Below are 22098 nucleotides of genomic sequence, written 5' to 3'. Positions count from 1 at the left end.
CCATCAGGCTGGCCTGGCGAAGGGCGAGAAGGCGGTGATCACCTGCTCGTAGACGGGCCGCTTGAAGGGAATGATGAGGTCGGCGAGTTCCGCCAGCGGCGCCCAGCGCCACGCGTCGAACTCCGCCTTGTGGGCCCCTCCCGCCGGCCGGTGGATGTCGATCTCGGCCTCGTTCCCCTCGAACGCGAAGGCGAACCACTTCTGCGTCTGTCCGCGGTAGCGGCCCTTCCAGGGCTGGCCGGCCGCGAAGGTCGGCAGGTCGTAGCTGTACCAGCCGGGCGCCTCGGCGAGCAGCCGCACCGAGCCGGCCGCGACGTTGGTCTCCTCGTGCAGTTCGCGCAGAGCCGCCGCGTGCGGCGTCTCGCCCGCGTCGATCCCGCCCTGCGGCATCTGCCACGCGTAGCCGCCCGCCTCGCCCGCGAGCGGGCCGTCCAGGCGGCGGCGCCCCGCGAAGACGAGGCCGTCGCGGTTGAACAGGGCGATGCCCACGCAGGGGCGGTAGGGCAGATCGGCCAGGGCGGATCCGCCGGGGGCTCGGGTCACGGGGCGCGTCATGCTGCGGATCGGCCGGGTCAGTCGTGGGGCTGACCGCGTTTGTGCGAGAGAAGTCGCGGCGCGGCAAGGCTCATGCCCGGACGGCAATGCCCCGGAGACGCGGCGCGGCTGGCCGCTCACCGGGCCGTCCTGAGGCTGCGGCTCGCCGGGACGAGCAGGATGCCGCGGCTCTCGAGGTCGCGCGACCAGCGGGCGAGGCGGTCGATGGTCAGCGGCAGCGCCGCGGCCGAGCCGAGGGCGAAGCCCTTGCGGCGGGCGATTTCCTCCAGCCGGGCGAGTTCGCGGTCGATGGCATCCGCGCGCGGGATCGCGTCGATGGCCTCGGCCCGGGCGACCGGCGCCTTGGTGCGGTGGCCGACCTCCAGGCTGAGCGAGCGCGGCGAGACCCCGTCGTCGAGGAAGCCGAGGCCGCGGGCGCCGATCTCGCGCAGGACCGGCTCCAGGGCGGCCGGCTCCGCGGTGAGGCGGGCGCCCATGTAGTTCACGGCGCCGACCGCGCCGGGGATGCGCGAGAGCACGAAGGCGAGCCGATCGGCATTCTCGGCGGGCTTGGCACCCGCCAGCAGGGTCTGGGGACCGGGATCGTTGTCGGGATAGTCGAACGGCTCCATCGGCACTTGGACCATCACCTCGTGGCCGGCCTCGCGGGCGCGGGTGGCGCTGCGCGCGACGTCCGGCCCGTAGGGCGCGAAGGCGAGGGTGACGGCGGGCGGCAGCCGCGTGATGGCGTCCTGCGTCGCCGTCTGGCCGATGCCGAGGCCGGTGAGGACGAGGGCGATGCGCCCGGCGGGGGGCGCCCCGCTGCCGAGCGCCGTCGCCTCCGGCCGGGCGTAGAGGTCGAGGGCGCGCAGGCCGCCGGGGCCGAGCTTCGGCAGGCTGCCATAGCGGCTGCGCTCGGTCAGGCGCGGGTCGGGCGCGGGCGCGAGGGTGACCTCGGCCGGGCCGGGCACCCGGATCACCACCGAGTCGGGCGCCGCTCCGCCGTCGAGCCGGGTCACGGTGACGCCCGAGGCGCGCTCGACCTCGCGGGCCGTACGATTGGGGCCTTCGGCGACGGGCGGCGGGGCCGGTTCGGCCGAGGCCGCGGGGGCGCGGCGCTCGATCGCCACCAGGGCGTGCGGTTCGCCGCCGAGCGGATCCTCGGTGAAGGCGACGATGCCGGCCAGCCCCACGACCGCGACGCTCAGGCCCGCCGCCAGGATCGGGCCGACCGGCACCCGCGCCCGCCAGCGCGCGAGGCGGGAGGGTGTTTCGTCCGTGAGACCCAGGGGACGGGTGAGCACGTCATCGGCGGAGGTCACGGCGGTCGGTCCCGGCAGAGCATCCTTCGCCGACGCGGTGACCGTGCGGCGGCGAGCGTGATGCGGAAACAGGAACCCGAGCGGCACCGCCCGGGGCACTTCCGTTCAGGCCCGGCGCCGGAGAAAGAAGAGGCCCGCAGCGCCGGTCAGTCGACCGCCATTGCGGGCCTTCATGGTTAACGTTGCGTTAAAGGCGGCTGCGCCGCCGCGGCATCAGTTGGGAACGTTCGACTTGGCGGTGTTGGCCGCACCCTTGAACGCGCCGTGCAGGAAGTCGAGGGCGGCGGTGAGCTGCTTGTCCTTGGCCGGGTCCGGCGGAACGTAGGCCGAGGACCCGCCGCGCTCCTCTTGGTCCTTCTGCTTCAGGTGCCCCTTGAGGCCGGCCTCGCCCTTGGTCTCGTCCTTGCCCTTCAGCTCGTCCGGGATCTCCTGCAGGATCTCCTGGTCCGGCTCGATGCCCTTGGCCTGGATCGAGCGGCCCGACGGCGTGTAGTAGCGCGCCGTGGTGAGGCGCAGCGCCCCGTTGCCGCCGAGCGGGATGATCGACTGCACCGAGCCCTTGCCGAAGGAGCGCGTGCCCATGACGTTGGCGCGCTTGTGATCCTGGAGCGCGCCCGCGACGATCTCGGAGGCCGAGGCCGAGCCGCCGTTGACTAGCACCACCACGGGCTTGCCCTTGGTGAGGTCGCCGGACTTGGCGGAGAAGCGCTGCGTCTCGTCGGGGTTGCGCCCGCGGGTCGAGACGATCTCGCCGCGGTCGAGGAACGCGTCCGAGACCATCACGGCCTGATCGAGCAGCCCGCCCGGGTTGTTGCGCAGGTCGAGGACGTAGCCCTTGAGCTTGTCGCCGGGCAGGTCGGTGGAGAGCTTCTCGATCGCCGCCTTGAGGCCGTCGAAGGTCTGCTCGTTGAACTGGGTCAGGCGGATGTAGCCGATGTCGCCGCCCTCGACCCGCGAGCGCACGGGCTTGATGCGGATCAGGTCGCGGTTGAGCGTGACCTCGATCGGGTCCTTGGCCTCCTTGCGGGTGATCTTGAGCTTCACCGGCGAGTTGACCGGGCCGCGCATCTTGTCGACGGCCTGGTTCAGGGTCAGGCCCTGGACCTGCTCGTTGTCGATCTGGGTGATGATGTCGTTGGCGAGCAGCCCGGCGCGGGCGGCCGGCGTGTCGTCGATCGGAGTGACGACCTTGATGAGGCCGTCCTCCATCGTGACCTCGATGCCCAGACCCCCGAACTCGCCGCGCGTCTGCACCTGCATGTCGCGGAAGCTCTTGGAATCCATGTAGCTCGAATGCGGATCGAGCGACGTCAGCATGCCGTTGACGGCCGCCTCGATCAGCTTGGCCTCTTCGGGCTTCTCGACGTAATCCGTGCGGATCTTCTCGAAGACGTCGCCGAACAGACTGAGCTGACGGTAGGTCTCGGCCGAGGCCGCCACGGCGCTGGTGCCGGACAGCAGGTGCGTCTGGGTCGCTACCGTGGCTGTCCCGGCCCCGAGCATCGCTCCGAACAGGACGAGGGAAACTTTGCGCATTATCCGCGAACCTTCTCGCTTGACCCTCTGGCCCACCACGGCTCCGGGTCGATGGAGCCACCGTCTTTCCTGAACTCGACGTAGAGGACGGGATCGTTCCGCCCGCCGGCTCCGGCGGAAGGCGCCGAGCCGGTCTCTCCCATGGCGGCGACCGGCTCCCCGGCGAGCACGAACTGACCGACCTCCACGTTGATCTGTTCCATGCCTGCCAGAAGCAGATAGTAGCCGTCGCCCGCGTTGATGATCAAGAGTCGTCCATAGGAGCGGAACGCGCCCGCATACGCGACCCAGCCGTCCGCCGGAGAGGCGACCACCGCCCGCGGGCGCACCGCGAGCGATATGCCGCGGGTGGTGCCGCCGCTGCCGTCGGAGGCGCCGAACGCCTTCACCACCTCGCCGCTCGCCGGCCGCGGCACCGCGCCCCGCACCTGGGCGAACGGGACCTTCGGCGCCAGCCGGGCCGGATCGCGCAGGGCCGCCGCGGCGAAACGCTCCCGGGTCTCGGTGCGCTCGGCCTCGGCGGCGCGGCGCGCCCCGGAGATCGTTCCCTCCAGCCGCTCCACGAGGTCCCGCAGCGAGCGCGCCTGCCCGGCCAGCGTCGCGGCCCGCTCGCGCTCGCCCGCGAGCCCGCTCTCGGCCTCGCCGAGGCGGGACTGGCGGGCGGCGATCAGGGCGCTGAGCCGCTGCTGCTCGCCGGCCCAGGCCTTGAGGCCCTGGGCGAGGTTCTCCTTGTCGCCCGCGATGAGGCCGCGCAGGCGCACGAGTTCGGTCAGGTCGCCCGCCAGGGTCTCGGCCTCGCCCTGCAGTTCGGGCACCACCGCGCCGAGCAGCATGGAGGTGCGGATCGCCGCGAGCACGTCCTCGGGCTGGACCAGCACGGCCGGCGGAGGGCGGCGGCCCATGCGCTGGAGCGCCGCCAGCACCTCGGCGATCACGCCGCGGCGGGCCTGGAGCGAGCGGCGGATCGCGGCCTCGCTCGCCGTGAGGGTCTGCAGGCGGGTCTCCAGGGCGGCGATCCGCTCCTCGGCCTCCTGCGCGCGCTTGGTGCCGTCGATGAGCGCCTCGTTGAGCTTGGCGCGGTCGCCCTTGAGGTCCGCCACCTCCTTCTCCAGGCGCTCGCGCGCCTGGGTGCTCGCGGCCATCGCGGCTTCGAGCGCCTTCAGGCTCTCGGCACGCTGCTCCTTCTCGGCCTGAGCCTGCTCGACCGCGTCGGGCTTCGGGGGCGCGCGCTCCTGCCCGCTGGCCGTTCCGGCCAGCATCGCCGTTCCGGCCGGGATCAGAAGGGCGAGAGGGAGGCGTCGGATCACGGGGCGCCGCGGTGGTAGGGATGGCCGGCGAGGATGGTCATCGCGCGGTAGACCTGCTCCAGGGCGAGGATCCGCACAAGCCCGTGCGGCAGGGTCGCGGCCCCGAACGCGAACACCAGGTCGGCGCGTTGCCTGACTGCCGCGCCCAGACCGTCGGCCCCGCCGATCACGATCGCGAGACCGGGCCGCCCGCCGTCCCGCCACGCGCCGATCTGCTCGGCGAAGCCGGTGCTGGTGACCGGGCGACCGCCCTCGTCCATGACGACGAGGGCGCTGCCGGGCGGCACCGCGCCGAGGATCAGGGATCCCTCCTCGTCGCAGCGGTCGGGCGCCCGGCGCGCCCGGCTCTCGGAAATCTCGGTGACCTGCACGGGCGAGAGGCCGAGGCCGCGCGCCAGCGCATCCGCGCGGGCGCGGTAGCTGTCGGCGAGGTCGCGCTCCGGCCCGCGCTTGAGCCGGCCCACGGCCACGAGGGCGAGGCGCACCGGCGGCCCCTTCCCTGGCGCGGGACGAAGCGGTCAGCCGGCGAGGCGGTCGCCCGGCCGGTCGGCGCCCCACATCTTCTCCAAGTTGTAGAAGTGGCGCACCTCGGGCCGGAAGATGTGGACCAGAAGGTCCCCGGCATCGATCAGCACCCAGTCGCAGGCCGGCAGCCCCTCCACGCGGGCGTTGCCGAAGCCTTTGGCCTTCAGCTCCTGCAGCAGCTTGTCGGCGATGGAGCCGACGTGCCGCTGCGAGCGGCCGGAGGTGATGATCATCGCGTCGGCGATCGAGGTCTTGCCGACGAGGTCGATCTCGACCGTGTCCTCGGCCTTCATGTCCGCGAGGCAGCCGAGAGCGACCGACCGGAGATCCTCGGCCGCCGGCGCATCCGCGTCGGACCGAGCGGGAAGCTCGTGGACGAGAGCTTCGCGAGAGGAGAGTTGGTTCAGTGCCGACCCCTGTTGATCGGCGCCGGTCGGCGCCATGCCATCAAGATAAGGGCGCAGGGGCTCCGCTTTCAATACGGTCTTGTCCGGCATCCTCACCTTGCCATTGCGTCGATGCCTGCGCGTTGCGCAGCGCCGTGGAGGACAGGTCGGAGCGCGGGCCGTGCAGGAAGACCCAGGCGGGGGGCACGGCGTCGGCCAGGAGCGCGGCGTCGCTCTCGTCGAGGCGGTAGCGGCCGAGCGCCCGCGCGGCGCGGCCGGCCACCCCCGTGAGGGTGAAGCCCGGCCGGTCGATCACCGCGATCGGCATCGTGCTGGCGATGGTGCGCCAGCCCTGCCAGCGGTGGAAGCCCGCGAGGCTGTCGGCGCCCATGATCCAGACGAAGCGGAGGCCCGGCCGGTGGCGCACCAGCCAGTGCAGCGATTCCCGGGTGTAGCGCGCCCCGATCCGGCTCTCGAAATCCGTGACGCTGACGCGCGGGTCGCGGGCGATGGCCGCCGCGCCGGCCACGCGCTCGGGGAGCGGCGCCAGGACCGTGCGGTCCTTGAGCGGGTTGCCGGGGCTCACCAGCCACCAGATCCGGTCGAGGGCAAGACGGCGCAAAGCGAGCCGGCTCACGTGCAGGTGGCCGGCATGGGCGGGATTGAACGAGCCGCCGTAGAGGCCGACGCGCAGCCCCGGCGCGCTCGGCGGCAGGCGGACGATCACGGGAAGGCTGGGTCAGGGCCGCGTCTGGCCCGACCCGTGCACCCGGTACTTGAAGGTGGTGAGTTGCTCGACGCCCACCGGGCCGCGGGCGTGCATCCGGCCCGTCGCGATCCCGATCTCGGCCCCGAAGCCGAACTCGCCGCCATCGGCGAACTGCGTCGAGGCGTTGTGGATCACGATGGCGGAATCGACCTCGGCGAGGAAGCGGTCGGCCACGGCCTCGTCCTCGGTGATGATCGATTCGGTGTGGTGCGAGCCGTGGGTCTCGATGTGGTCGATGGCGGCCTCCAGGCCGTCCACCACCCGCACGGCGATGATCGCGTCGAGGTATTCCGTGCGCCAGTCGGCCTCGCTCGCGGGCGTGACGCGCGGGTCGACCGCCTGCGTAGCCGCGTCGCCGCGCACCGCGCAGCCGGCGTCGAGCAGGTCGGACACCAGGGGCCGCAGATGCGTGGCGGCGCAGGCTTGGTCGACCAGCAGGGTCTCGGCGGCGCCGCAGATGCCGGTGCGCCGCAGCTTGCTGTTGCGCACCAGCGTGAGCGCCATGCCGAGATCGGCATCCGCGTGCACGTAGACGTGGCAAATGCCTTCGAGATGCGCGAAGACCGGCACGCGCGCCTCGGACTGCACCCGCGCCACGAGGCTCTTGCCGCCGCGCGGCACGATCACGTCGATGCAGCCGTCGAGGCCGGTGAGCATGGCGCCGACCGCGGCCCGGTCGCGCACCGGCACCAGCTGGATCGCGTCCTGCGGCAGGCCCTGGGCGACCAGCCCCTCGGTCATCGCGGCCGCGATGGCGTCCGCGCTGCGCAGGCTCTCGGAGCCGGCGCGCAGCACCGCGGCGTTGCCGGCCTTGAGGCACAGCGCCCCCGCATCGGCCGTGACGTTGGGCCGGCTCTCGAAGATGACGCCGACCACGCCGAGCGGCGTCGAGATGCGCTCGATGGCGAGCCCGTTGGGGCGCTCGAAGGCGGCGAGCTGCCGCCCGACCGGGTCGGGCAGCCCGGCGATGTTCTCGACGGCGGCGGCGATGCCCTCGATGCGATCCGGGTTCAGCTCCAGGCGGTCGATGGTGGCGGCGGGCAGCGCCTTGGCGCGGGCCTCCGCCACGTCGGCGCGGTTCGCTTCTAGGATCGTCGGCGCGGCGGCGCGGATCGCGCCCGCGGCGGCGCGCAGGGCCATGTCCTTCTGCTGGGCAGGGATGCGGGCCACCTGCCGCGCGGCCGCCCGGGCGCGGGTGCCGATCTCGCGCATGAGGGCGTCGACGTCGTCGGTCGCGGCGCGGGGCTTCAGGGTGAGCACTGACACGGCCGTCATCCTGGCAATCGCTGGCGCTCCGGCAGGAGCGCATCCCCCCTCCATGCCACCGGGTATTCCCGCCGACAAGCGAGGCCGGCGCGCGGGAGCTATTCGCCGATGAGGGCCATGTCGTCCCGGTGGACCATCTCGGCCCGGCCGGGATAGCCGAGCACCCCCTCGATCTCCCGGCTGGAGCGCCCGGCGATCCGCGCCGCGTCGTCGCTGTCGTAGGCGACGAGGCCGCGCCCGAGGACGTGGCCGCCGATGGACCGGATGATCACCGCGTCGCCGCGCGCGAAGGCGCCGTCGATGCGCGCGACCCCCACCGGCAGCAGGCTGGCCCCGCCGGCCAGCGCCCGCTCGGCGCCCGCGTCGATGGTGAGCACGCCGCGCGGCTCCAGCGAGCCGGCGATCCAGGTCTTGCGCGCCGCGGTGGGAGTCGAGCCCGACAGGAACCACGAGGCCCGCGCGCCCGCCGTCACGGCCCGCAGCGGATTCTTGCCCCGGCCGTCCGCGATCAGCATATGGGTGCCGCCGCCGGTGGCGATCTTGCCCGCCTCGATCTTGGTGCGCATGCCGCCGCGCGACAGGTCGGAGGCCGGACCGCCCGCCATCGCCTCGATCTCCGGAGTGATCCGCTCGATGACCGGCAGGTGCCGGGCGCTCGGGTCGCTCGCGGGGGGGGCGGTGTAGAGCCCGTCGATGTCCGAGAACAGCACCAGGAGGTCGGCGCCGATCATGGTGGCGACCCGGGCGGCCAGGCGGTCGTTGTCGCCATAGCGGATCTCGGAGGTCGCCACCGTGTCGTTCTCGTTGACGACCGGCACGGCGCGCACCTCCAGGAGCTTCAGGGTGGTGGCGCGGGCGTTGAGGTAGCGGCGGCGTTCCTCGGTGTCGTGCGGCGTGACGAGGATCTGACCCGCGGCGATGCCGTGATGCGCCAGCGCCTCCGACCAGTGCCGCGCGAGCGCGATCTGCCCCACCGCCGCAGCGGCCTGGCTCTCCTCCAGGCGCAGCGCCCCGGCCGGAAAACCCAGCACCGTGCGGCCGAGCGCGATCGAGCCCGACGAGACCACCAGCACGTCGACCCCGCGGGCGTGGAGGTCCGCGATGTCCTCGGCCAAGGCCGCGAGCCACGCGTGCCGCAGCCGCCCGCGCGCCCGGTCGACGAGGAGTGCGGATCCGACCTTCAGGACGACGCGGCGGAACTGGTCGAGGGCGGGCGTGCCGGGAAGCGGGGTCATGGGGCGGCCGGAATCAGGTCGGTGTGCACGAAGTCGTCGCCCTTGAAGAGCAGGGGGAGGTCGTCGCGCTTGGCCACCGCATAGGCGAGGCAGTCGCCGAAGTTCAACTTGGCCGGATGCCCCCGGCCCCTGCCGTAGCGCAGATAGGCGTCGCGCGCGAGGGTGGCGTGGGCCTGCGTGAAGGGGACGATGCGCAGCGTCGGTATGGTCAGCAGGTCGGCCAGGATCGTCTTCGGCACCATGGACATCTGGTTGTGGACGACGAGGTAGGCCTCGAACAGCGACGGCGCCCCGACGATGCTGTCCTGGCGCGTCAGCCGATCGACAAGCGTCGCCGCATCCTCCTCGCCGAAGGCGATCGCGACGAGGGCCGACGTGTCGACTGCGATCATCGCGGCAGACCGGTCTCGTCGTAGAGATCGGAATGGTCCGAGGTCGTGCCGGGTGGGAGTTCGGCCCGCGCCGTCTCGCCCAAGGCCAGGATCTTCGCCATGAAGGCGGACCGGTCCCATTCCGGACGGGCGTGGCGCACGTCCGTGTCGAGCGCGCGCAGACCGCGCAGGACGGCCTCGTGGGGCGTGATCCCCATCCGCTCGGCAATGGTGCTGGCGAGGCCCACGGCCTCGTCGCTCTCGATGACCAGTTTTTCGCTCATGACGACCCGTGCCGCACGCCCCGCCAGACTACGCCCGCGGGTGCCGCGCGCTCAAGGCTGCCACGCGCCCATCGGGGCCGGATCGTCGGAGGCGGCCTCGTCCATGCGGGCCAGCAGCAGGCGCAGGGCCTCGGGCACGCCCTGGCGGGTCGCGGCGGAGAGCACCAGCGGCGGTCGCCCGGCCGCCTCCGTCAGCCGCGCCACCTGGGCCTCCAGCGTCTCGGGATCGAGGGCGTCGGCCTTGGAGAGCGCGACGACCTCCGGCTTCTCGGCGAGGCCGTGCCCGTAGGCGTCGAGTTCGGTGCGCACCAGCCGGTAGGCCGCGCCCGCATCCTCGCTCGTGCCCTCGACGAGGTGGAGCAGCACCCGGCAGCGCTCCACGTGGGCGAGGAAGCGGTCGCCGAGGCCGACGCCCTGGTGGGCGCCCTCGATCAGGCCCGGGATGTCGGCGAGCACAAATTCGCGGGTGTCGACCCGCACCACGCCGAGGCCCGGATGCAGGGTCGTGAAGGGATAATCGGCGATCTTGGGCTTGGCCGCCGTGACGGTGGCCAGGAAGGTCGACTTGCCGGCGTTGGGAAGCCCGACGAGGCCCGCATCGGCGATCAGCTTGAGGCGCAGCCACAGCCAGCGCTCCTGCCCCTCCTGCCCCGGATTGGCGTGGCGCGGGGCGCGGTTCGTCGAGGTGGTGAAGTAGGCGTTGCCGAAGCCGCCGTTGCCGCCGCGCGCGAGCTGCACCTTCTGGCCGACCCGCGTGAGGTCGGCCACCAGCGTTTCGCCGTCCTCGTCCAGGATCTGGGTCCCGGCCGGCACCTTCAGCACCACGTCCGGCCCCTTGGCGCCGGCGCGGTTGCGGCCGGAGCCGTGCTCGCCCTTCTTGGCCTTGAAGTGCTGCTGGTAGCGGTAGTCGATGAGGGTGTTCAGCCCCTCCACGCACTCGGCCCAGACGTCGCCGCCCCGGCCGCCGTCGCCGCCGTCCGGCCCGCCGAACTCGATGAATTTCTCGCGCCGGAACGAGACGCTGCCGGCCCCGCCGTCGCCGGAGCGTACGTAGACCTTGGCTTCGTCGAGGAACTTCACGGCACCGTCTCCACTCACCTCAACGCGGGGAGGCCGGAGGGCGCACCCTCCGGCCGGTCTCGTTCATGCTCCGGCGTCCGATCCCGCGGGCGGGAACCCGGGGCCGGCCTCGGTCACGCCCCGGCGCACAGGCCCTCGGACGAGGTCCGGTGCCGGTCGAAGACGAGGCCCGCGGCGTGCCACGTCTTCAGGCTGTCCCAGGCCCGCCGGTCGAGCCGGAACCGGTCGACCGGAAACACCCCGCCGCGGGCCGGGAAGGCCTGGAGGCCGGAACCGACCGCCGCGAAGCCGCACTTCTCCAGCACTCGCCGCGAGGCCGGGTTCACCACCCGGGCGGCCGAGGTGAGTTCCACCCCGTCCGTGTAGGCGAAGAAGGCGTCGATCATCGCCCGCGCGGCCTCGGTGGCGAGGCCCTGCCCCCAGTGCGGCATGCCGAGCCAGTAGCCGAGATGCGGCGCACCGTCGGAATCGGGCTCGATCCCCACCACGCCGATCAGCGTCTGCGGCTGGCGCCGCGGCGTCACCGCCATCGTGAGCGCCCGGCCCTCCGCGTTGTCGCGCCGCGACCGCAGCACGAAGTCCTCGACCTGCGGCGGTTCGAGCGGATGCGGGATCCGGGCGGTCATGTCGGCTACGGCTTTCTCCCCCGCGAGCCGGACGATGGCCTGAGCATCCGCTTGGCGCGGCCAACGCAGCCACAGCCGGCGGGTCTCGAGGCGGAAGACGTCGTCACGGGTGAGGTCGGGGAACATCGCCTGACTCCGATCCTGCCGGTCGAGGCGCGCTGCGCCTCACCGGCCACGAGAACGACGAAGGGGAAGGTGGTCCCCCACCCTCCCCTCGGGTCTCGATCGGAGCTTGGCCGTCATGGGCCAGGACTTCGGTTCGGATCCGCCGGGTCGGTGTGGGGACACCGGCGGAGCACCTTCGTCACTGGCTCCGTCGGGTTACTCTGCGGCCTCTTGGGCCGAAACGACCGTTACGAAAGCTCGGCCGTGTTTGGTGGCGAAGCGGACGCGGCCGTCCGTCAGCGCGAAGAGGGTGTGGTCGCGGCCCATGCCGACGTTGACGCCGGGATGCCAGCGCGTGCCGCGCTGGCGAATGATGATGTTGCCGGCGCGCACGGCCTCGTCGCCGAACTTCTTCACGCCGAGGCGGCGGCCTTCGGAATCGCGGCCGTTGCGGGACGAACCGCCTGCTTTCTTGTGAGCCATTTGGCTAACTCCTGAATTCTCTGAACGATCGGGCTCTGCTGCCGGCGCTGGGTCAGGCGGCGCTGATGCCCGTCACGCGCACCACGGTGAAGTCCTGGCGATGCCCGCGCTTGCGGCGCGAGTTCTGCCGGCGGCGCTTCTTGAAGGCGATGATCTTCGGCCCGCGCGTCTGCGAGACGATCTCGCCCGCGACGCTGACGCCCGACACGACCGGAGCGCCCACCTGGGTCGCGCCCGCGCCGTCGGCGTAGAGCAGAACCTCGCCGAAGGTGATGGCCGTGCCGGCCTCGCCCTCGATCTTCCCGACCGTGATGACGTCGTTGGCGGCGACGCGGTACTGCTTGCCGCCGGTCTTGATCACTGCGAACATCGTTGTCGTCTCGTGTTCCATCCGGGCTCCGGCATGAGGCCGGGCACCGTCTTCTTGACAGTTGACGTCTCGGCGCCCTGAAGCGGACACCGCGAACGCGACGGCGCGCGAACCGGATGGTCCGCGCGCCAAGGATGGCTCGATACCCGCGCGTCCCCTCCTCTGTCAATGCCGCGCCTTGATTTCGGGGGGCGCATCGCCGAAGAGCGGTCCCGCGTTGTGCAGGAGACCGCGATGGAAGAACTTGTTGCCCGGGTGGTGCAGGCCACGGGGCTGGACGCGACCACGGCCCAGAAGGCGATCGGCCTCATCCTGGCCTTCCTGCAGAAGGAGGGCCCGCCCGAGGAGGTGAGCCGGCTCATCGCCGCGATGCCGGGCGCGGACGCCGTGGTCGCGCAGGCCGGCGACGGCGGTCCCGGCGAGGGCGGCGGCGGCCTGATGGGCATGCTGGGCGGCATGATGGGCGGGGGCGTGATGGCGCTCGGCCAGAAGCTGATGGCGGCCGGCGTGCCGATGGGCCAGATGCAGCCGCTCGGCCACGAACTCTTCGCCTACGGCCGCGAGAAGGCCGGCGAGGACGTGATGGGCCCGATCGTCGGCTCGATCCCGGGCCTCAGCCAGTTCGTCTGACGGCGGATCCGGCTGTCTCGGGCGGGCGCCCGGGGCGGCCGTCTGCGAGTCCCTCCTGCAAGTCCTTGAGAACGATCGGGCCGGCGTGTCACAAAACCGTCTGCGCTTCGTGATGTTCTGCCCCCCGCAGGCGGCCAAGCGACGGCTCACGAGAGCCGGAATCGCGCCGCACGGGATGCCACGATCATGGTTCCGTTCCTCACCCGCGGTGCTTCCCCGGCCGGGCGCGAGGCGCGCGCGCCGATGCCGTTCGCGCGGCTGCTGCAGCGCCCCGGCCTGAGCGACCCGCGGCCGGCGATCGACCTGCGCGGGACCGGCGCACCCGCCCGGCTGTTTCCCCGCCTCGCCCGCCTGCCGACCCGGCTGCCGACCAACGGGCTCGACCCGGTGCTCGGCCGGATCGGCTCCCTCGAAGTGCGGCTCGCGACGCGCCCCAAGGACGTGAAGCGCGCCCAGCGCCTGCGCTACGGCGTGTTCTACGAGGAGATGAGCGCGGTGCCGCTCGGCCTCGCGGCGCTCAAGCGGCGCGACATCGACGAGTACGACGCGGTCTGCGACCACCTCCTCGTCCTCGACCACGCCGCGACCGATGCCAAGCCCTTCCGCAAGCCGCGCCCGAAGGTGGTGGGCACCTACCGCCTGCTGCGCCAGGACGAGGCGGACCGGCATTTCGGCTTCTACTCGTCGGGCGAGTACGACCTTGCGCCGCTCCTCGACGCGAATCGCGGCATGCGCCTGCTCGAACTCGGGCGCTCCTGCGTGCTGAAGCCCTACCGCACCAAGCGGACCGTCGAACTCCTGTGGCACGGCATCTGGACCTACGTGCTGCATCACCGCATCGACGCGATGATCGGCTGCGCCAGCCTGGAGGGCACCGATCCGGACCGGCTCGCCCTGCCCCTGAGCTTCCTCCACCACTTCGCCCGGGCGCCGGAGCGCTGGCGCGCCCGGGCGCTGCCGGAGCGGTACGTGCCGATGGACCGCCTCGGCCGCGAGGCCATCGATCCGAAGGCCGCGCTCCAGGCGCTGCCGCCGCTGCTCAAGGGCTACCTGCGCGTGGGCGCGACCTTCGGGGACGGTGCGGTGATCGACCGGCAGTTCGGCACCACGGACGTGTTCGTGGTGCTGCCCGTGGCGGCGATCGCCCCCCGCTACGTCGGGCATTTCGGCGCGGGAGCGGACCGGCACGCCGCCTGAGCCGCCGGGGCGCCCGGCCGCGACGGAGGCTTGAGGGCGCGGCGGATCAGGCCGCGCTCGCCGCCCGCAGGGTCCTGACCGGCTCGGACGCCGCGTGGATCGCCGCGTCCACCACCCGGCCGAGCCGGATCGCCTCGGCGAAGTTCTCGATCGGCGCCGGCCGGCCCAGGAGGTAGCCCTGGGCCTCCTGGCAATCCTCCGCCCCCAGGAAGCGCAGCTCCGCCTGGGTCTCGACGCCCTCGGCCAGCACCGGCAGGCCGAGCCCGCGGCCGAGCCCGAGAACCGCCCGCAGGATCGCCGCGGTCTCGGTGTTGACGTCCACCGCGCGGATGAAGGAGCGGTCGACCTTGATCTTGTCGAACGGGAAGGCGCGCAGGTTCGACAGGGACGAGTAGCCGGTGCCGAAATCGTCCATCGCGATGCGCACGCCGAGGGCCTTGAGGCGGCGCAGGGTGGCGAGCGCCCGCGCCGGATCACGCACGAGGGCGGTCTCGGTGATCTCCAGTTCGAGACGTCCGGGCGTGAGGCCGGTCCGGAGCAGGATCTCGTGCAGGGTCTGGGCGAAGTCGGGGCCGTGGAGCTGGACGGCCGAGACGTTCACGGCAATGCGCAGCGGGCGCTCCCAGCCGGCGGCCTCCCGGCAGGTCTCGCGCAGCACCCAGTCGCCGATGGGCAGGATCGCCCCGGTCTCCTCCGCGACCGGGATGAAGCGGTCGGGCGGCACGCTTCCGCGCTCGGGATGGTGCCAGCGCAGCAGCGCCTCGAACCCGACCAGTTCCCCCGACAGCACGTCCATCTGCGGCTGGTACAGGATCGCGAACTCCCCGCGCGACTCCGCCAGGCGCAGGTCGTGCTCCAGCGAGCGCCGGTCGCGGATCTGGGCGCCCAGGGCCGCGTCGTAGAACTGGAAGTTGCCCCGGCCCTCGGCCTTCGCGTGGTAGAGGGCGGCATCCGCGTGGCTCATCAGCGTCTCGCGCTCGTCCGCGTCGCGCGGGCAGAAGGCGATGCCGATGCTGGTCGAGATCGGCGGCAGGCCGGTCGTGCGGAGGTTCTCGGACCGGATCGCCTGCAGGATCCGTTCGGCGAGCTGCACCGCCTCGGCCTCGGCGACATCGGGCGCCAGGATGGCGAACTCGTCGCCGCCCAGCCGCGCCATCATCTGGCGTCCGTCGAGGAGCGAGGGGATGCAGGAGGCCAGCGCCTGCAGCATCGCGTCGCCCGCGGCGTGGCCGAAGAGGTCGTTCACGTCCTTGAAGCGGTCGAGGTCGAGGCAGAGCACCGCCAAGGACCGGCCGCTCGCCTTGGCGAGCTCGATCTCCTGCTCGGCCCGCTCGTTGAAGCTCGCGCGGTTGGGCAGCCGGGTCAGGGCGTCGTGGCGGGCGAGGAACTGGATGTGCTGCTCGGCCTGCCGGCGCGCCCGCAGGTCGCGCACGGCGATCGCGAGATGCGGGCGGCCCGCGAAGGCGATGGTGCGCAGGATCATCTCGACGGGGATCGGGGTGCCGTCCGGCTCGCGAAGCTGGGACTCGACGATGCTGCCGGTGGCCGCTGTGGTCGCGCGCTCGGCCACCTCCGCCGGAACGATCTCGGCCAGCGGGCGCCCGACGAGGCTCTCGGCGCTGCGCCCCAGGAGCTGCGCGAGGCTGGTGTTGACGGTCACGATCCTGTCGCCGTCGCACACGGCGATCCCCTCGACCGCCGCATTGGCGAGACTCTGGATCAGCTCCTGCTGCTCCCGCCGCCGCCGCGCCCGGCTGTCGAGGGTGACGGCCGTGAAGGCGAGCACCAGGAGGGTCAGGCTGGCGAAGCCGATCTGAACCGCGAGCCCGTGATCGGTTCCGGTCCGGTCGATCGCGACGCCGCCCGCCGCCAGGACGTGATGGACCGGCAGCGCGAGGGCGAGGATGAGGCAGCCCGTCTTCTGGTGCGCCGGTCCGTCGCGCAGCACCTGCGAGAGCGCCAGCGCTCCGAGCAGGGCGGCCGCCGCGGCCGCCGTGGCGAGGGGCAACGGGTCGAGCGCCACCGGGACCGCGGCGAGGTAGCTGCCGAGACCGACCGCGTGCGCGACGGCCAGACCTGCCCCGATCAGCGCTCCGCCGAGCGGCGGTCCCCAGGCCTTCCCCACCGACACGCTCGTGCGCAGGCCGGCGCCGGACAGGGTGATCATCGCCACCCCCGAGAGGATCGTCGGCCCGACATGGGCGGCGATCGGCTCGCCCGGGCGCGAGGCGAGCACCGCCACGAGGTGCGAGGCCCACAGGCCGAAGCCGCTCGCGACCGCGGCGAGTGCCAGCCAAGCCCCGCGCGTGCGCTCCGTGGCCGCCCGCGCGTGATGGGCGAGGTCCAGGGCGGTGAGCGAGGCGAGCACCCCGATCAGCATCGAGAGGCCCAGCAGCCTGAGGTCGTGCCCCTCGGCCACCGCCTGGAAGAGATCGCTCATCACCCGCCTGTCCGCGCCTCGCGGCCGGCATGCTGCGTCAGGCGCCCTTGCGGATCGGTAAAGTCGCGGGGCCCGAAGGCGGCCGCCGTACAGTCGAGGTTTCGCCGCCCTGACGCAGAGGTTCCCGCCGGGCTTGTGCGCCAGAGCACCGCGCCAGGGGACAATTCGTATTTAATGCCATACGACTCCGGTCGAGTGGCCGGGAGCGCTCATCGCAGAGGCGGGCACCATGAGCACGCGTGGGAGGGGAAAATGGACGGCGACGCGACCGCGCAGGGCGCGTCGGGGCAAGCAGGAGGCCGCGAGCACCCGCTGCCTGCACGTGGTGGACATCCTGGACGCCTACACGCCCTGGGATTCTCTGCCGGCGAACGACGACGTGGCCCTGCCGCGTCGGGCCGTGGCCCGGCTCGGGCAGGCGGGCGTCCGCCTGCACATCGTGCCCGAACCGGGTCCCTGATCCGTCAGGAGCCCCGGCGGGCGGTCAGGGATCGCAGGGCATGACCGTGGCGGACTGGGACACCAGCGCGGCGAGGTCGCGCAGGTCCGCCGGCTGACGTCTGCTGCGCGCGACCGCCGCGGCCTCCCGCTGGAGCCGGGCGTTGCAGGCGCAGGACGGGATGCCGCCTGCCGGCGTGCAGGCGTCGTGGTTCATGCACGCGACGTCGAGGGCGTCCACCGGCCGGCTGCCGCGCTGGCCCGGGCCGCAGAAATTGCCGTGGAAGACCATCGATCCATCCGTGAGCGGCGAGCCCGGCACGACCGGAATGATCACGCGCCCGCCCGGTGCCGGTGCGATCAGCGCGCCCTGCGCCAGCGCACCGGAGGCGGCGCCAAGACAAGACGCCGCGAGCAGGAGAAAGGCCGCCGGTCCGCGGAAGTTGCGTGCCCACATGTCATCTGGTCTCCACCTGAAGCACCCCTTCGCGGCAGAATGTCATTAGTTGCCCTTATTGAAAACGCTCAAGTGCATCCGACGCACAGGCGCGGTGGAGAGTGGCTCGACGCCATGGTTGACCGGAGCCGCGGGCAGCGGTTATGTTCTCTGTCTGTTCGGGACGTGCCAGCGAATCGCCCTCACCCGCCATGGCCACAATGCAGACCGGCAGGACGCTGTTCTTCTTCGAGAAGCCGTCGGCGATGCGCCAGCTGCAGCGCTACTTCCGCGCGCCCACCACGGTCTGCGTCGCCGCCGAAGGCCACCTGCTCGCCTCCGAGGAGCCGGGGGCGATCCGGGCCGAGTGGAAGCCGTGGCGCTTCGAGGCGCTGCCGATCGCGGTCGAGCGGATCCCGGTGGCCTATGCGCGCAGCCGCTCGGGTGCCTCGCATGCCGGCCGGATCGAGGCGATCCGGGCCGCGCTCGCGGGCGTGGAGCGGGTGATCATCGCCACCGATCCCGGGCGCGAGGGCTCGATGATCGCCTGGGAGGTGCTGGAGTATCTCGGCTATCGCGGCCGCGTCGACCGGCTGAAGCTCGGCGCGCTGGACGACGTGTCGGTCCGGCGCGCCTTCGCGGCGCTCGCCCGCGAGCCGGATTCGGGCGAGCGCGACTACGCCGCCTACCTGGAGGCGCAGTGCCGCCGCTACGAGGACTGGCATCTCGGCCTCAACGGCACCCGGGCAATGTCGCTGCGCCTGCGCCCGCCGGCCTTCCGGGAGCCGTGGCGGTTCGGCGGGGTGCAGACGCCGACGCTGGCGATCCTGGCCGACCTCGAACGGCGCATCCGGGACTTCGTGCCGCGCGACTTCTTCAAGGTGGCCCTGCCGGTTGAGACCGAGAGCGGCGCGGCGCTGACGCTCTGGCACGCGCCGAAGGAGCGGATCTTCGCGCGCGAGGAGGCCGAGGCGATCCGCGAGGCCGCGGCCGGCTGGGCGGGGCCGCTCGCCGTGGCGCAGCGGGACGTGCGCCGCCCGCCCCCGCGGCTCTTCTCGAAGGACACGCTGGCGCGCCGCTGCGCCAAGCGCTTCGGCTGGGACCCGCAGGTCACGGCGGGCTACGCGCAGGACCTCTACGACCGCGGCTTCCTGAGCTATCCGCGCACCGAATCCGAGCACCTGCCGGAGGCGCAGGCCGGCGACGCCGCGCTCGTCGTCGCGGCGGCCGCCGGCGTCCTCGGCCTGCCACCCGAGCTGGCGCCTGGGTCCGACGCGATCGTGGTGCGACGCGGGCCGCGGGGCCACTACGTCCGGGATCCGGGCGAGCACCACGCCATCGTGCCCCTGCGCAAGGTGCCGCGCCCGGGTGAGGTCGGGCCGGAGGCGTGGCGCCTGTGGGACCTCGTGGCCAAGAGCTTCATCGCCGCCCACCTGCCCGACGGGATCGACGCGCGCACCACCGTCTCGGCCGAGGTGGCGACGCCGCTCGGCCCGCGGCGCTTCGCCGTCACCGGCAGCGTCGTGCGCGCGCCGGGCTGGCGCGCCCTCTACGGGGCGGAGGCCGAGGACGACGACCCGGTGCCCGGCAAGGCGCGTCAGGACGACGAGCCGGCCGCGGGCCGGCTGCCGCCTTTGCGCGACCGCGAACCCGCGCGGGCCATGGAGGCGCGCGTCGAGACCGCCCGCACCGAGCCGCCGCGGCGCATCACCCGGGGCGAGTTGCCGGTGGTGATGGGCCGCCTCGTCGATCAGGTGGAGGACCCGGCGCTCAAGCGGGCGCTGGAGAATCCGGTCAATCCCAACGAGCCCAAGGGCCTGGGCACCGCCGCGACGCGCGACGCGGTGCTGCCGAAGCTCGTCAAGAGCCGCTACGTGGCGCTCGCCCGCGGCAAGGATCCGGCGATCGAGGTGACGAAGGCGGGTCTCGCCTTCATCGACGCGGTGCGGCGGGTGTTTCCGGCCTACGGCGACCCGGTCGGGCGCGCGGTGTTCGAGGCCGACCTCGCCGAGATCGGCCGGGCGCCGACCCGGGCCGAGGCGTCCCGGCGCGCGGAGGAGTTCTGCCGCCGCACCCGCGGGCGGCTCGACGCTCTCATCGCCGCCGTGGCGGGCGCCGACCGTCTCGCGGTGGAGGGCGGTCCCGCCGCCCCGGCCCGGGCTCCGACCCCGGCGATGATCGCCTTCGCGACCGCGCTCGCCGCCCGCAAGGGGGTGCGGCTGCCGCGGGGGCTCAAGACCAGCGCGGCCACCTGCCGGGCCTTCCTCGACGCGCATGCGGAGCGCCGCGAGGCCCCGCCCTCCGGAGCCTCCCGCCCGCCGACCCCGGCGATGCTGCGCTTCGCGCAGAGCCTGGCCCGCGACAAAGCCCTCGACGGATTGCCGGCCGAGGTCGAGACCGACTACGCCGCCTGCCGCCGCTTCCTCGACGCCCACGCGCCGCGTGCAGGCGAGGCCGAATCGGGCGGCAAATCGCGGGCAAGGCCCGGGGCCAAGGCGAGGGGCCGGTCCGGCGCCGATCCGGCCGCCGAACGCCCGGCTGCGCCGCGCCCCGTGCGCCGGCCACGGGCCTCGCGGCGGCGAGGCGTGCCCGCGGACGCGGAATCGGCCTCGCCGTGAACCCGCCGGCACCCCGACGCCGGCGGCTCCGGACCCCGCGCTGATCGTTTGGGCGTGGAATCCGGCGGAGACCGGTGACGGGACCCCGAGCTCAGCCCGCCCGCACCTCTCCGCGCTCCGCCGGAGCCTGTGGCGCGCGGACCTTCGGCACGGCGTCGTTGTAGGGGGTGTTGTAGCAGCGGCGGACGGATGCCCAGTAGGCGTCGCGCTCTGCCGGGGAGAGGCGGCTCAGGGCCGCGTTGAGGGCGGCCTCGCCGGCGGCTTCGAGGTGCCGGAGGTCGGTGGAAGCGGGGTCGATCGAGGACATCCGGGCGCGCGTCCAGGCAGGGAGAAGCGTCGCGAGACCATGCCACAGCGACCGCGATGCTGCACGCGCGAAGAGGCCGCCATCCCGCCCTGTCCCGCCGGCACTTAGTCGGACTCGCCCGGGTCGCGGCGGCGACGGCTGGGAACGAGCCGCAGCCGGTCCTTCATCTCCAGGATGCGCTGGACCTTGGCGCCGAGGGTGAGGAGCTGCACCAGACGTTCGGTGTCGAGCCTGCGCACGTCCGTGTACCAGCCGGAAAACAATTCGAAGAGGTCGTGCATCTCGCGCAGGCGGGCCTGCGCGTGTAGCTCCTCGGGGGTGCCCGGCTCCTGCATCAGGATCTCGCGCAGCAGCGTGAGGGTGGGGTCGACCTCGCGCTTCTTGCGCTCCTCCACCAGGGTGCGGACGATCTGCCAGATGTCGTCCGGCGTGGCGAAATAATCGCGCCGGTCGCCGGGCACGTGCTGGAGCCGCACGAGGTTCCAGGCCTGCAGCTCCTTCAGCCCCATGCTGACGTTCGAGCGCGACAGCCCGAGCCGCTCCACGATCTCGTCGGCGTTGAGCGCCCGCTCGGCGACGAAGAGCAGGGCGTAGATCTGCCCGACGGTGCGGTTGATCCCCCAGCGCGAGCCCATCTCGCCGAAATGCAGCACGAAGGTCTGGACGAGGGGGGGAAGCTGCACGGCGCCCTCCTCACCCGGCCTTCAGCCACGCGCGCAGGGCGAACGAAACGAGGCCCAGACCCAGCACGCTGCCGCCGTAGATCGCCACGAACCAGAGGAGGCGCTGCCGGAGCGGCCCCGGCCTTTCGGACGGGACCGGCATCAATGGTAGCCCGTGGAATCGACCTTCCCGCGGAAGACCCAGTAGGAATACGCGGTGTAGGCCAGGATGATCGGGATCAGCACCGAGGCGCCGACCAGCATGAAGATCTGGCTGGAGCGCGGCGAGGCCGCCTCCCAGATCGTGACCCGACCCGGCACGATGTCGGGGAAGATGCTGATGCCCAGGCCTGCGAAGGTGAGCAGAAACAGCCCGAGCGCGATCAGGAACGGGGCCGCGTCGGCGCCGCGGCGCAGCAGCAGGAAGAAGAAGTAGGATGCCAGCGCCACGAGGAGCGGCACCTGCGCGGTCAGGAGCACGTTCGGCATCTCGAACCAGCGCTGCCAGTATTTTTCCTCCAGGAAGGGCGTCATCGCGCTCACCGCGGCGATCGCCGCCACGGTGCCGGCGCCGAGCCAGAGCGAGAGGCGGCGCGCCCGGTCCTGCAAACTGCCCTCCGTGCGCATCACCAGCCAGGTGGCACCGAGCAGCGCGTAGGCGCACACCACGCTCACGCCCACGAGCAGGCTGAAGGGCGAGAGCCAGTCCCACCAGCCGCCCGCGTAGGCGCGGCCCTGCACCTCGATGCCCTGGAGCATGGCGCCGAGCGCGATGCCCTGCGCCAGTGCCGCCACCACGGAGCCGCCCGTGAAGGCGACGTCCCAGAAGGCCCGATGCGCGGGATCGCGCCAGCGGAACTCGAAGGCGACGCCGCGGAAGATCAGGCCGAGCAGCATCGCGATGATCGGCGCGTAGAGGGCGGGGAGCAGGATCGCGTAGGCGAGCGGGAAGGCCGCGAACAGCCCCCCTCCCCCGAGCACCAGCCAGGTCTCGTTGCCGTCCCAGACCGGCGCGACGGAGTTCATGGCGGTGTCGCGCTCGTGCCCCGGCCGGAAGGCCGGAAACAGGATGCCGATCCCGAGGTCGAACCCGTCCATGACGATGTAGGCGAAGACCGCGAAGGCGATCACGAAGGCCCAGACCACCGTCAGATCGATGCCGTCGAGCATG

At 72.9% G+C, this 22098-nt stretch carries 25 protein-coding genes; 4 read left to right on the top strand and 21 right to left on the bottom strand.

Going from position 1 to position 22098, the window contains the following annotated elements:
- Positions 1–3: 3 nt before the first annotated feature.
- From ACKUB9_RS24030 to rplU, 15 genes are all read right to left on the bottom strand, one after another.
- Positions 4–555, bottom strand: coding sequence for an RNA pyrophosphohydrolase (locus ACKUB9_RS24030; protein WP_407527715.1), 552 nt, complete (start codon positions 553–555; stop codon positions 4–6).
- Positions 556–671: 116 nt separating this feature from the next.
- Complete coding sequence (locus tag ACKUB9_RS24025) at positions 672–1856, bottom strand: divergent polysaccharide deacetylase family protein (protein ID WP_407527717.1); 1185 nt, start codon at positions 1854–1856, stop codon at positions 672–674.
- Between the two features lie 213 nt (positions 1857–2069).
- Positions 2070–3392 carry a S41 family peptidase gene (locus tag ACKUB9_RS24020; RefSeq protein WP_407527719.1) on the bottom strand — a complete coding sequence of 441 codons (1323 nt, stop codon included), beginning with the start codon at positions 3390–3392 and terminating at the stop codon, positions 2070–2072.
- On the bottom strand, positions 3392–4651 hold the full coding sequence (locus ACKUB9_RS24015) for a murein hydrolase activator EnvC family protein (protein WP_407527722.1): 1260 nt from the start codon (positions 4649–4651) through the stop codon (positions 3392–3394). Before ACKUB9_RS24015 ends, ACKUB9_RS24020 begins: the two co-directional genes overlap by 1 nt.
- A gap of 44 nt (positions 4652–4695) precedes the next feature.
- Positions 4696–5184: a 23S rRNA (pseudouridine(1915)-N(3))-methyltransferase RlmH gene (gene rlmH, locus ACKUB9_RS24010; RefSeq protein ID WP_407527725.1), complete on the bottom strand. Its 489-nt coding sequence runs from the start codon at positions 5182–5184 to the stop codon at positions 4696–4698.
- A gap of 33 nt (positions 5185–5217) precedes the next feature.
- Positions 5218–5667, bottom strand: a complete 450-nt coding sequence (gene rsfS, locus ACKUB9_RS24005; RefSeq protein ID WP_407527830.1) for a ribosome silencing factor — start codon at positions 5665–5667, stop codon at positions 5218–5220.
- Positions 5668–5671: 4 nt separating this feature from the next.
- Positions 5672–6337, bottom strand: a complete 666-nt coding sequence (locus tag ACKUB9_RS24000) for a nicotinate-nucleotide adenylyltransferase (RefSeq protein WP_407527728.1) — start codon at positions 6335–6337, stop codon at positions 5672–5674.
- 12 nt (positions 6338–6349) lie between these two features.
- A complete protein-coding gene (locus tag ACKUB9_RS23995; protein WP_407527833.1) occupies positions 6350–7645 on the bottom strand; it encodes a glutamate-5-semialdehyde dehydrogenase in 1296 nt (431 codons plus the stop codon).
- A 98-nt stretch (positions 7646–7743) separates the two neighbouring features.
- Positions 7744–8880 carry a glutamate 5-kinase gene (gene proB, locus ACKUB9_RS23990; protein WP_407527730.1) on the bottom strand — a complete coding sequence of 379 codons (1137 nt, stop codon included), beginning with the start codon at positions 8878–8880 and terminating at the stop codon, positions 7744–7746.
- Positions 8877–9272 carry a type II toxin-antitoxin system VapC family toxin gene (locus ACKUB9_RS23985; protein ID WP_407527733.1) on the bottom strand — a complete coding sequence of 132 codons (396 nt, stop codon included), beginning with the start codon at positions 9270–9272 and terminating at the stop codon, positions 8877–8879. The genes proB and ACKUB9_RS23985 overlap by 4 nt, the downstream gene beginning before the upstream one ends.
- Complete coding sequence (locus tag ACKUB9_RS23980) at positions 9269–9535, bottom strand: type II toxin-antitoxin system VapB family antitoxin (RefSeq protein WP_407527737.1); 267 nt, start codon at positions 9533–9535, stop codon at positions 9269–9271. The genes ACKUB9_RS23985 and ACKUB9_RS23980 overlap by 4 nt, the downstream gene beginning before the upstream one ends.
- Positions 9536–9586: 51 nt before the next feature.
- A complete protein-coding gene (gene obgE / locus ACKUB9_RS23975) occupies positions 9587–10615 on the bottom strand; it encodes a GTPase ObgE (protein ID WP_407527740.1) in 1029 nt (342 codons plus the stop codon).
- A 113-nt stretch (positions 10616–10728) separates the two neighbouring features.
- The gene (locus ACKUB9_RS23970) at positions 10729–11367 is read right to left on the bottom strand and encodes a GNAT family N-acetyltransferase (RefSeq protein WP_407527743.1); all 639 of its coding nucleotides are present in this window, start codon (positions 11365–11367) and stop codon (positions 10729–10731) included.
- A gap of 195 nt (positions 11368–11562) precedes the next feature.
- On the bottom strand, positions 11563–11829 hold the full coding sequence (gene rpmA, locus ACKUB9_RS23965) for a 50S ribosomal protein L27 (protein WP_407527746.1): 267 nt from the start codon (positions 11827–11829) through the stop codon (positions 11563–11565).
- A 52-nt stretch (positions 11830–11881) separates the two neighbouring features.
- Complete coding sequence (gene rplU, locus ACKUB9_RS23960; RefSeq protein ID WP_407527749.1) at positions 11882–12199, bottom strand: 50S ribosomal protein L21; 318 nt, start codon at positions 12197–12199, stop codon at positions 11882–11884.
- A gap of 234 nt (positions 12200–12433) precedes the next feature.
- Here rplU and ACKUB9_RS23955 point away from each other — a divergent pair, with 234 nt between their 5' ends.
- Positions 12434–12829, top strand: a complete 396-nt coding sequence (locus ACKUB9_RS23955) for a DUF2267 domain-containing protein (RefSeq protein WP_407527752.1) — start codon at positions 12434–12436, stop codon at positions 12827–12829.
- Between the two features lie 186 nt (positions 12830–13015).
- Entirely contained in the window at positions 13016–14026 is a 1011-nt protein-coding gene (gene olsB, locus ACKUB9_RS23950; RefSeq protein WP_407527754.1) for a l-ornithine N(alpha)-acyltransferase, read from the top strand.
- Between the two features lie 46 nt (positions 14027–14072).
- Here olsB and ACKUB9_RS23945 read toward each other — a convergent pair whose 3' ends face one another.
- A complete protein-coding gene (locus tag ACKUB9_RS23945) occupies positions 14073–16466 on the bottom strand; it encodes a putative bifunctional diguanylate cyclase/phosphodiesterase (RefSeq protein WP_407527757.1) in 2394 nt (797 codons plus the stop codon).
- A 229-nt stretch (positions 16467–16695) separates the two neighbouring features.
- Here ACKUB9_RS23945 and ACKUB9_RS23940 point away from each other — a divergent pair, with 229 nt between their 5' ends.
- A complete protein-coding gene (locus tag ACKUB9_RS23940) occupies positions 16696–16926 on the top strand; it encodes a hypothetical protein (RefSeq protein ID WP_407527759.1) in 231 nt (76 codons plus the stop codon).
- Positions 16927–16950: 24 nt separating this feature from the next.
- Here the strand turns inward: ACKUB9_RS23940 and ACKUB9_RS23935 are convergent, their stop codons facing one another.
- Complete coding sequence (locus ACKUB9_RS23935) at positions 16951–17361, bottom strand: phospholipase A2 family protein (RefSeq protein WP_407527762.1); 411 nt, start codon at positions 17359–17361, stop codon at positions 16951–16953.
- 191 nt (positions 17362–17552) lie between these two features.
- Between ACKUB9_RS23935 and ACKUB9_RS23930 the strand changes: the two genes are divergently transcribed.
- Complete coding sequence (locus tag ACKUB9_RS23930; RefSeq protein ID WP_407527764.1) at positions 17553–19958, top strand: DNA topoisomerase; 2406 nt, start codon at positions 17553–17555, stop codon at positions 19956–19958.
- Between the two features lie 91 nt (positions 19959–20049).
- On the opposite strand, the gene ACKUB9_RS23925 is transcribed toward ACKUB9_RS23930, so the two are convergent.
- From ACKUB9_RS23925 to cydB, 4 genes are all read right to left on the bottom strand, one after another.
- On the bottom strand, positions 20050–20265 hold the full coding sequence (locus ACKUB9_RS23925; protein WP_407527767.1) for a hypothetical protein: 216 nt from the start codon (positions 20263–20265) through the stop codon (positions 20050–20052).
- A gap of 104 nt (positions 20266–20369) precedes the next feature.
- Positions 20370–20948 carry a GbsR/MarR family transcriptional regulator gene (locus ACKUB9_RS23920; protein WP_407527769.1) on the bottom strand — a complete coding sequence of 193 codons (579 nt, stop codon included), beginning with the start codon at positions 20946–20948 and terminating at the stop codon, positions 20370–20372.
- 10 nt (positions 20949–20958) lie between these two features.
- Entirely contained in the window at positions 20959–21090 is a 132-nt protein-coding gene (locus ACKUB9_RS23915) for a DUF2474 family protein (protein ID WP_407527772.1), read from the bottom strand.
- Entirely contained in the window at positions 21090–22097 is a 1008-nt protein-coding gene (cydB, locus tag ACKUB9_RS23910) for a cytochrome d ubiquinol oxidase subunit II (RefSeq protein WP_407527775.1), read from the bottom strand. Before cydB ends, ACKUB9_RS23915 begins: the two co-directional genes overlap by 1 nt.
- Position 22098: the final 1 nt, after the last annotated feature.

This window comes from Methylobacterium oryzisoli, assembly GCF_046557895.1.
In the GTDB taxonomy this organism is placed as follows: domain Bacteria; phylum Pseudomonadota; class Alphaproteobacteria; order Rhizobiales; family Beijerinckiaceae; genus Methylobacterium; species Methylobacterium oryzisoli.
This window is presented reverse-complemented; position numbering and strand designations above follow the sequence as displayed.

Bases quoted from the DNA above. Each gene is read 5' to 3' on its own strand.
- ACKUB9_RS23980 (WP_407527737.1), bottom strand. From the start codon at position 9,535: ATGAGCGAAAAACTGGTCATCGAGAGCGACGAGGCCGTGGGCCTCGCC.
- ACKUB9_RS24030 (WP_407527715.1), bottom strand. From the start codon at position 555: ATGACGCGCCCCGTGACCCGAGCCCCCGGCGGATCCGCCCTGGCCGAT.
- rpmA (WP_407527746.1), bottom strand. From the start codon at position 11,829: ATGGCTCACAAGAAAGCAGGCGGTTCGTCCCGCAACGGCCGCGATTCC.
- ACKUB9_RS23915 (WP_407527772.1), bottom strand. From the start codon at position 21,090: ATGCCGGTCCCGTCCGAAAGGCCGGGGCCGCTCCGGCAGCGCCTCCTC.
- ACKUB9_RS23940 (WP_407527759.1), top strand. From the start codon at position 16,696: ATGAGCACGCGTGGGAGGGGAAAATGGACGGCGACGCGACCGCGCAGG.
- rplU (WP_407527749.1), bottom strand. From the start codon at position 12,199: ATGTTCGCAGTGATCAAGACCGGCGGCAAGCAGTACCGCGTCGCCGCC.
- ACKUB9_RS23985 (WP_407527733.1), bottom strand. From the start codon at position 9,272: ATGATCGCAGTCGACACGTCGGCCCTCGTCGCGATCGCCTTCGGCGAG.
- rsfS (WP_407527830.1), bottom strand. From the start codon at position 5,667: ATGGCGCCGACCGGCGCCGATCAACAGGGGTCGGCACTGAACCAACTC.
- olsB (WP_407527754.1), top strand. From the start codon at position 13,016: ATGGTTCCGTTCCTCACCCGCGGTGCTTCCCCGGCCGGGCGCGAGGCG.
- ACKUB9_RS23935 (WP_407527762.1), bottom strand. From the start codon at position 17,361: ATGTGGGCACGCAACTTCCGCGGACCGGCGGCCTTTCTCCTGCTCGCG.
- ACKUB9_RS24020 (WP_407527719.1), bottom strand. From the start codon at position 3,392: ATGCGCAAAGTTTCCCTCGTCCTGTTCGGAGCGATGCTCGGGGCCGGG.
- ACKUB9_RS23925 (WP_407527767.1), bottom strand. From the start codon at position 20,265: ATGTCCTCGATCGACCCCGCTTCCACCGACCTCCGGCACCTCGAAGCC.
- ACKUB9_RS23955 (WP_407527752.1), top strand. From the start codon at position 12,434: ATGGAAGAACTTGTTGCCCGGGTGGTGCAGGCCACGGGGCTGGACGCG.
- proB (WP_407527730.1), bottom strand. From the start codon at position 8,880: ATGACCCCGCTTCCCGGCACGCCCGCCCTCGACCAGTTCCGCCGCGTC.
- ACKUB9_RS24015 (WP_407527722.1), bottom strand. From the start codon at position 4,651: ATGCTGGCCGGAACGGCCAGCGGGCAGGAGCGCGCGCCCCCGAAGCCC.
- cydB (WP_407527775.1), bottom strand. From the start codon at position 22,097: ATGCTCGACGGCATCGATCTGACGGTGGTCTGGGCCTTCGTGATCGCC.
- ACKUB9_RS23930 (WP_407527764.1), top strand. From the start codon at position 17,553: ATGGCCACAATGCAGACCGGCAGGACGCTGTTCTTCTTCGAGAAGCCG.
- ACKUB9_RS23970 (WP_407527743.1), bottom strand. From the start codon at position 11,367: ATGTTCCCCGACCTCACCCGTGACGACGTCTTCCGCCTCGAGACCCGC.
- ACKUB9_RS23945 (WP_407527757.1), bottom strand. From the start codon at position 16,466: ATGAGCGATCTCTTCCAGGCGGTGGCCGAGGGGCACGACCTCAGGCTG.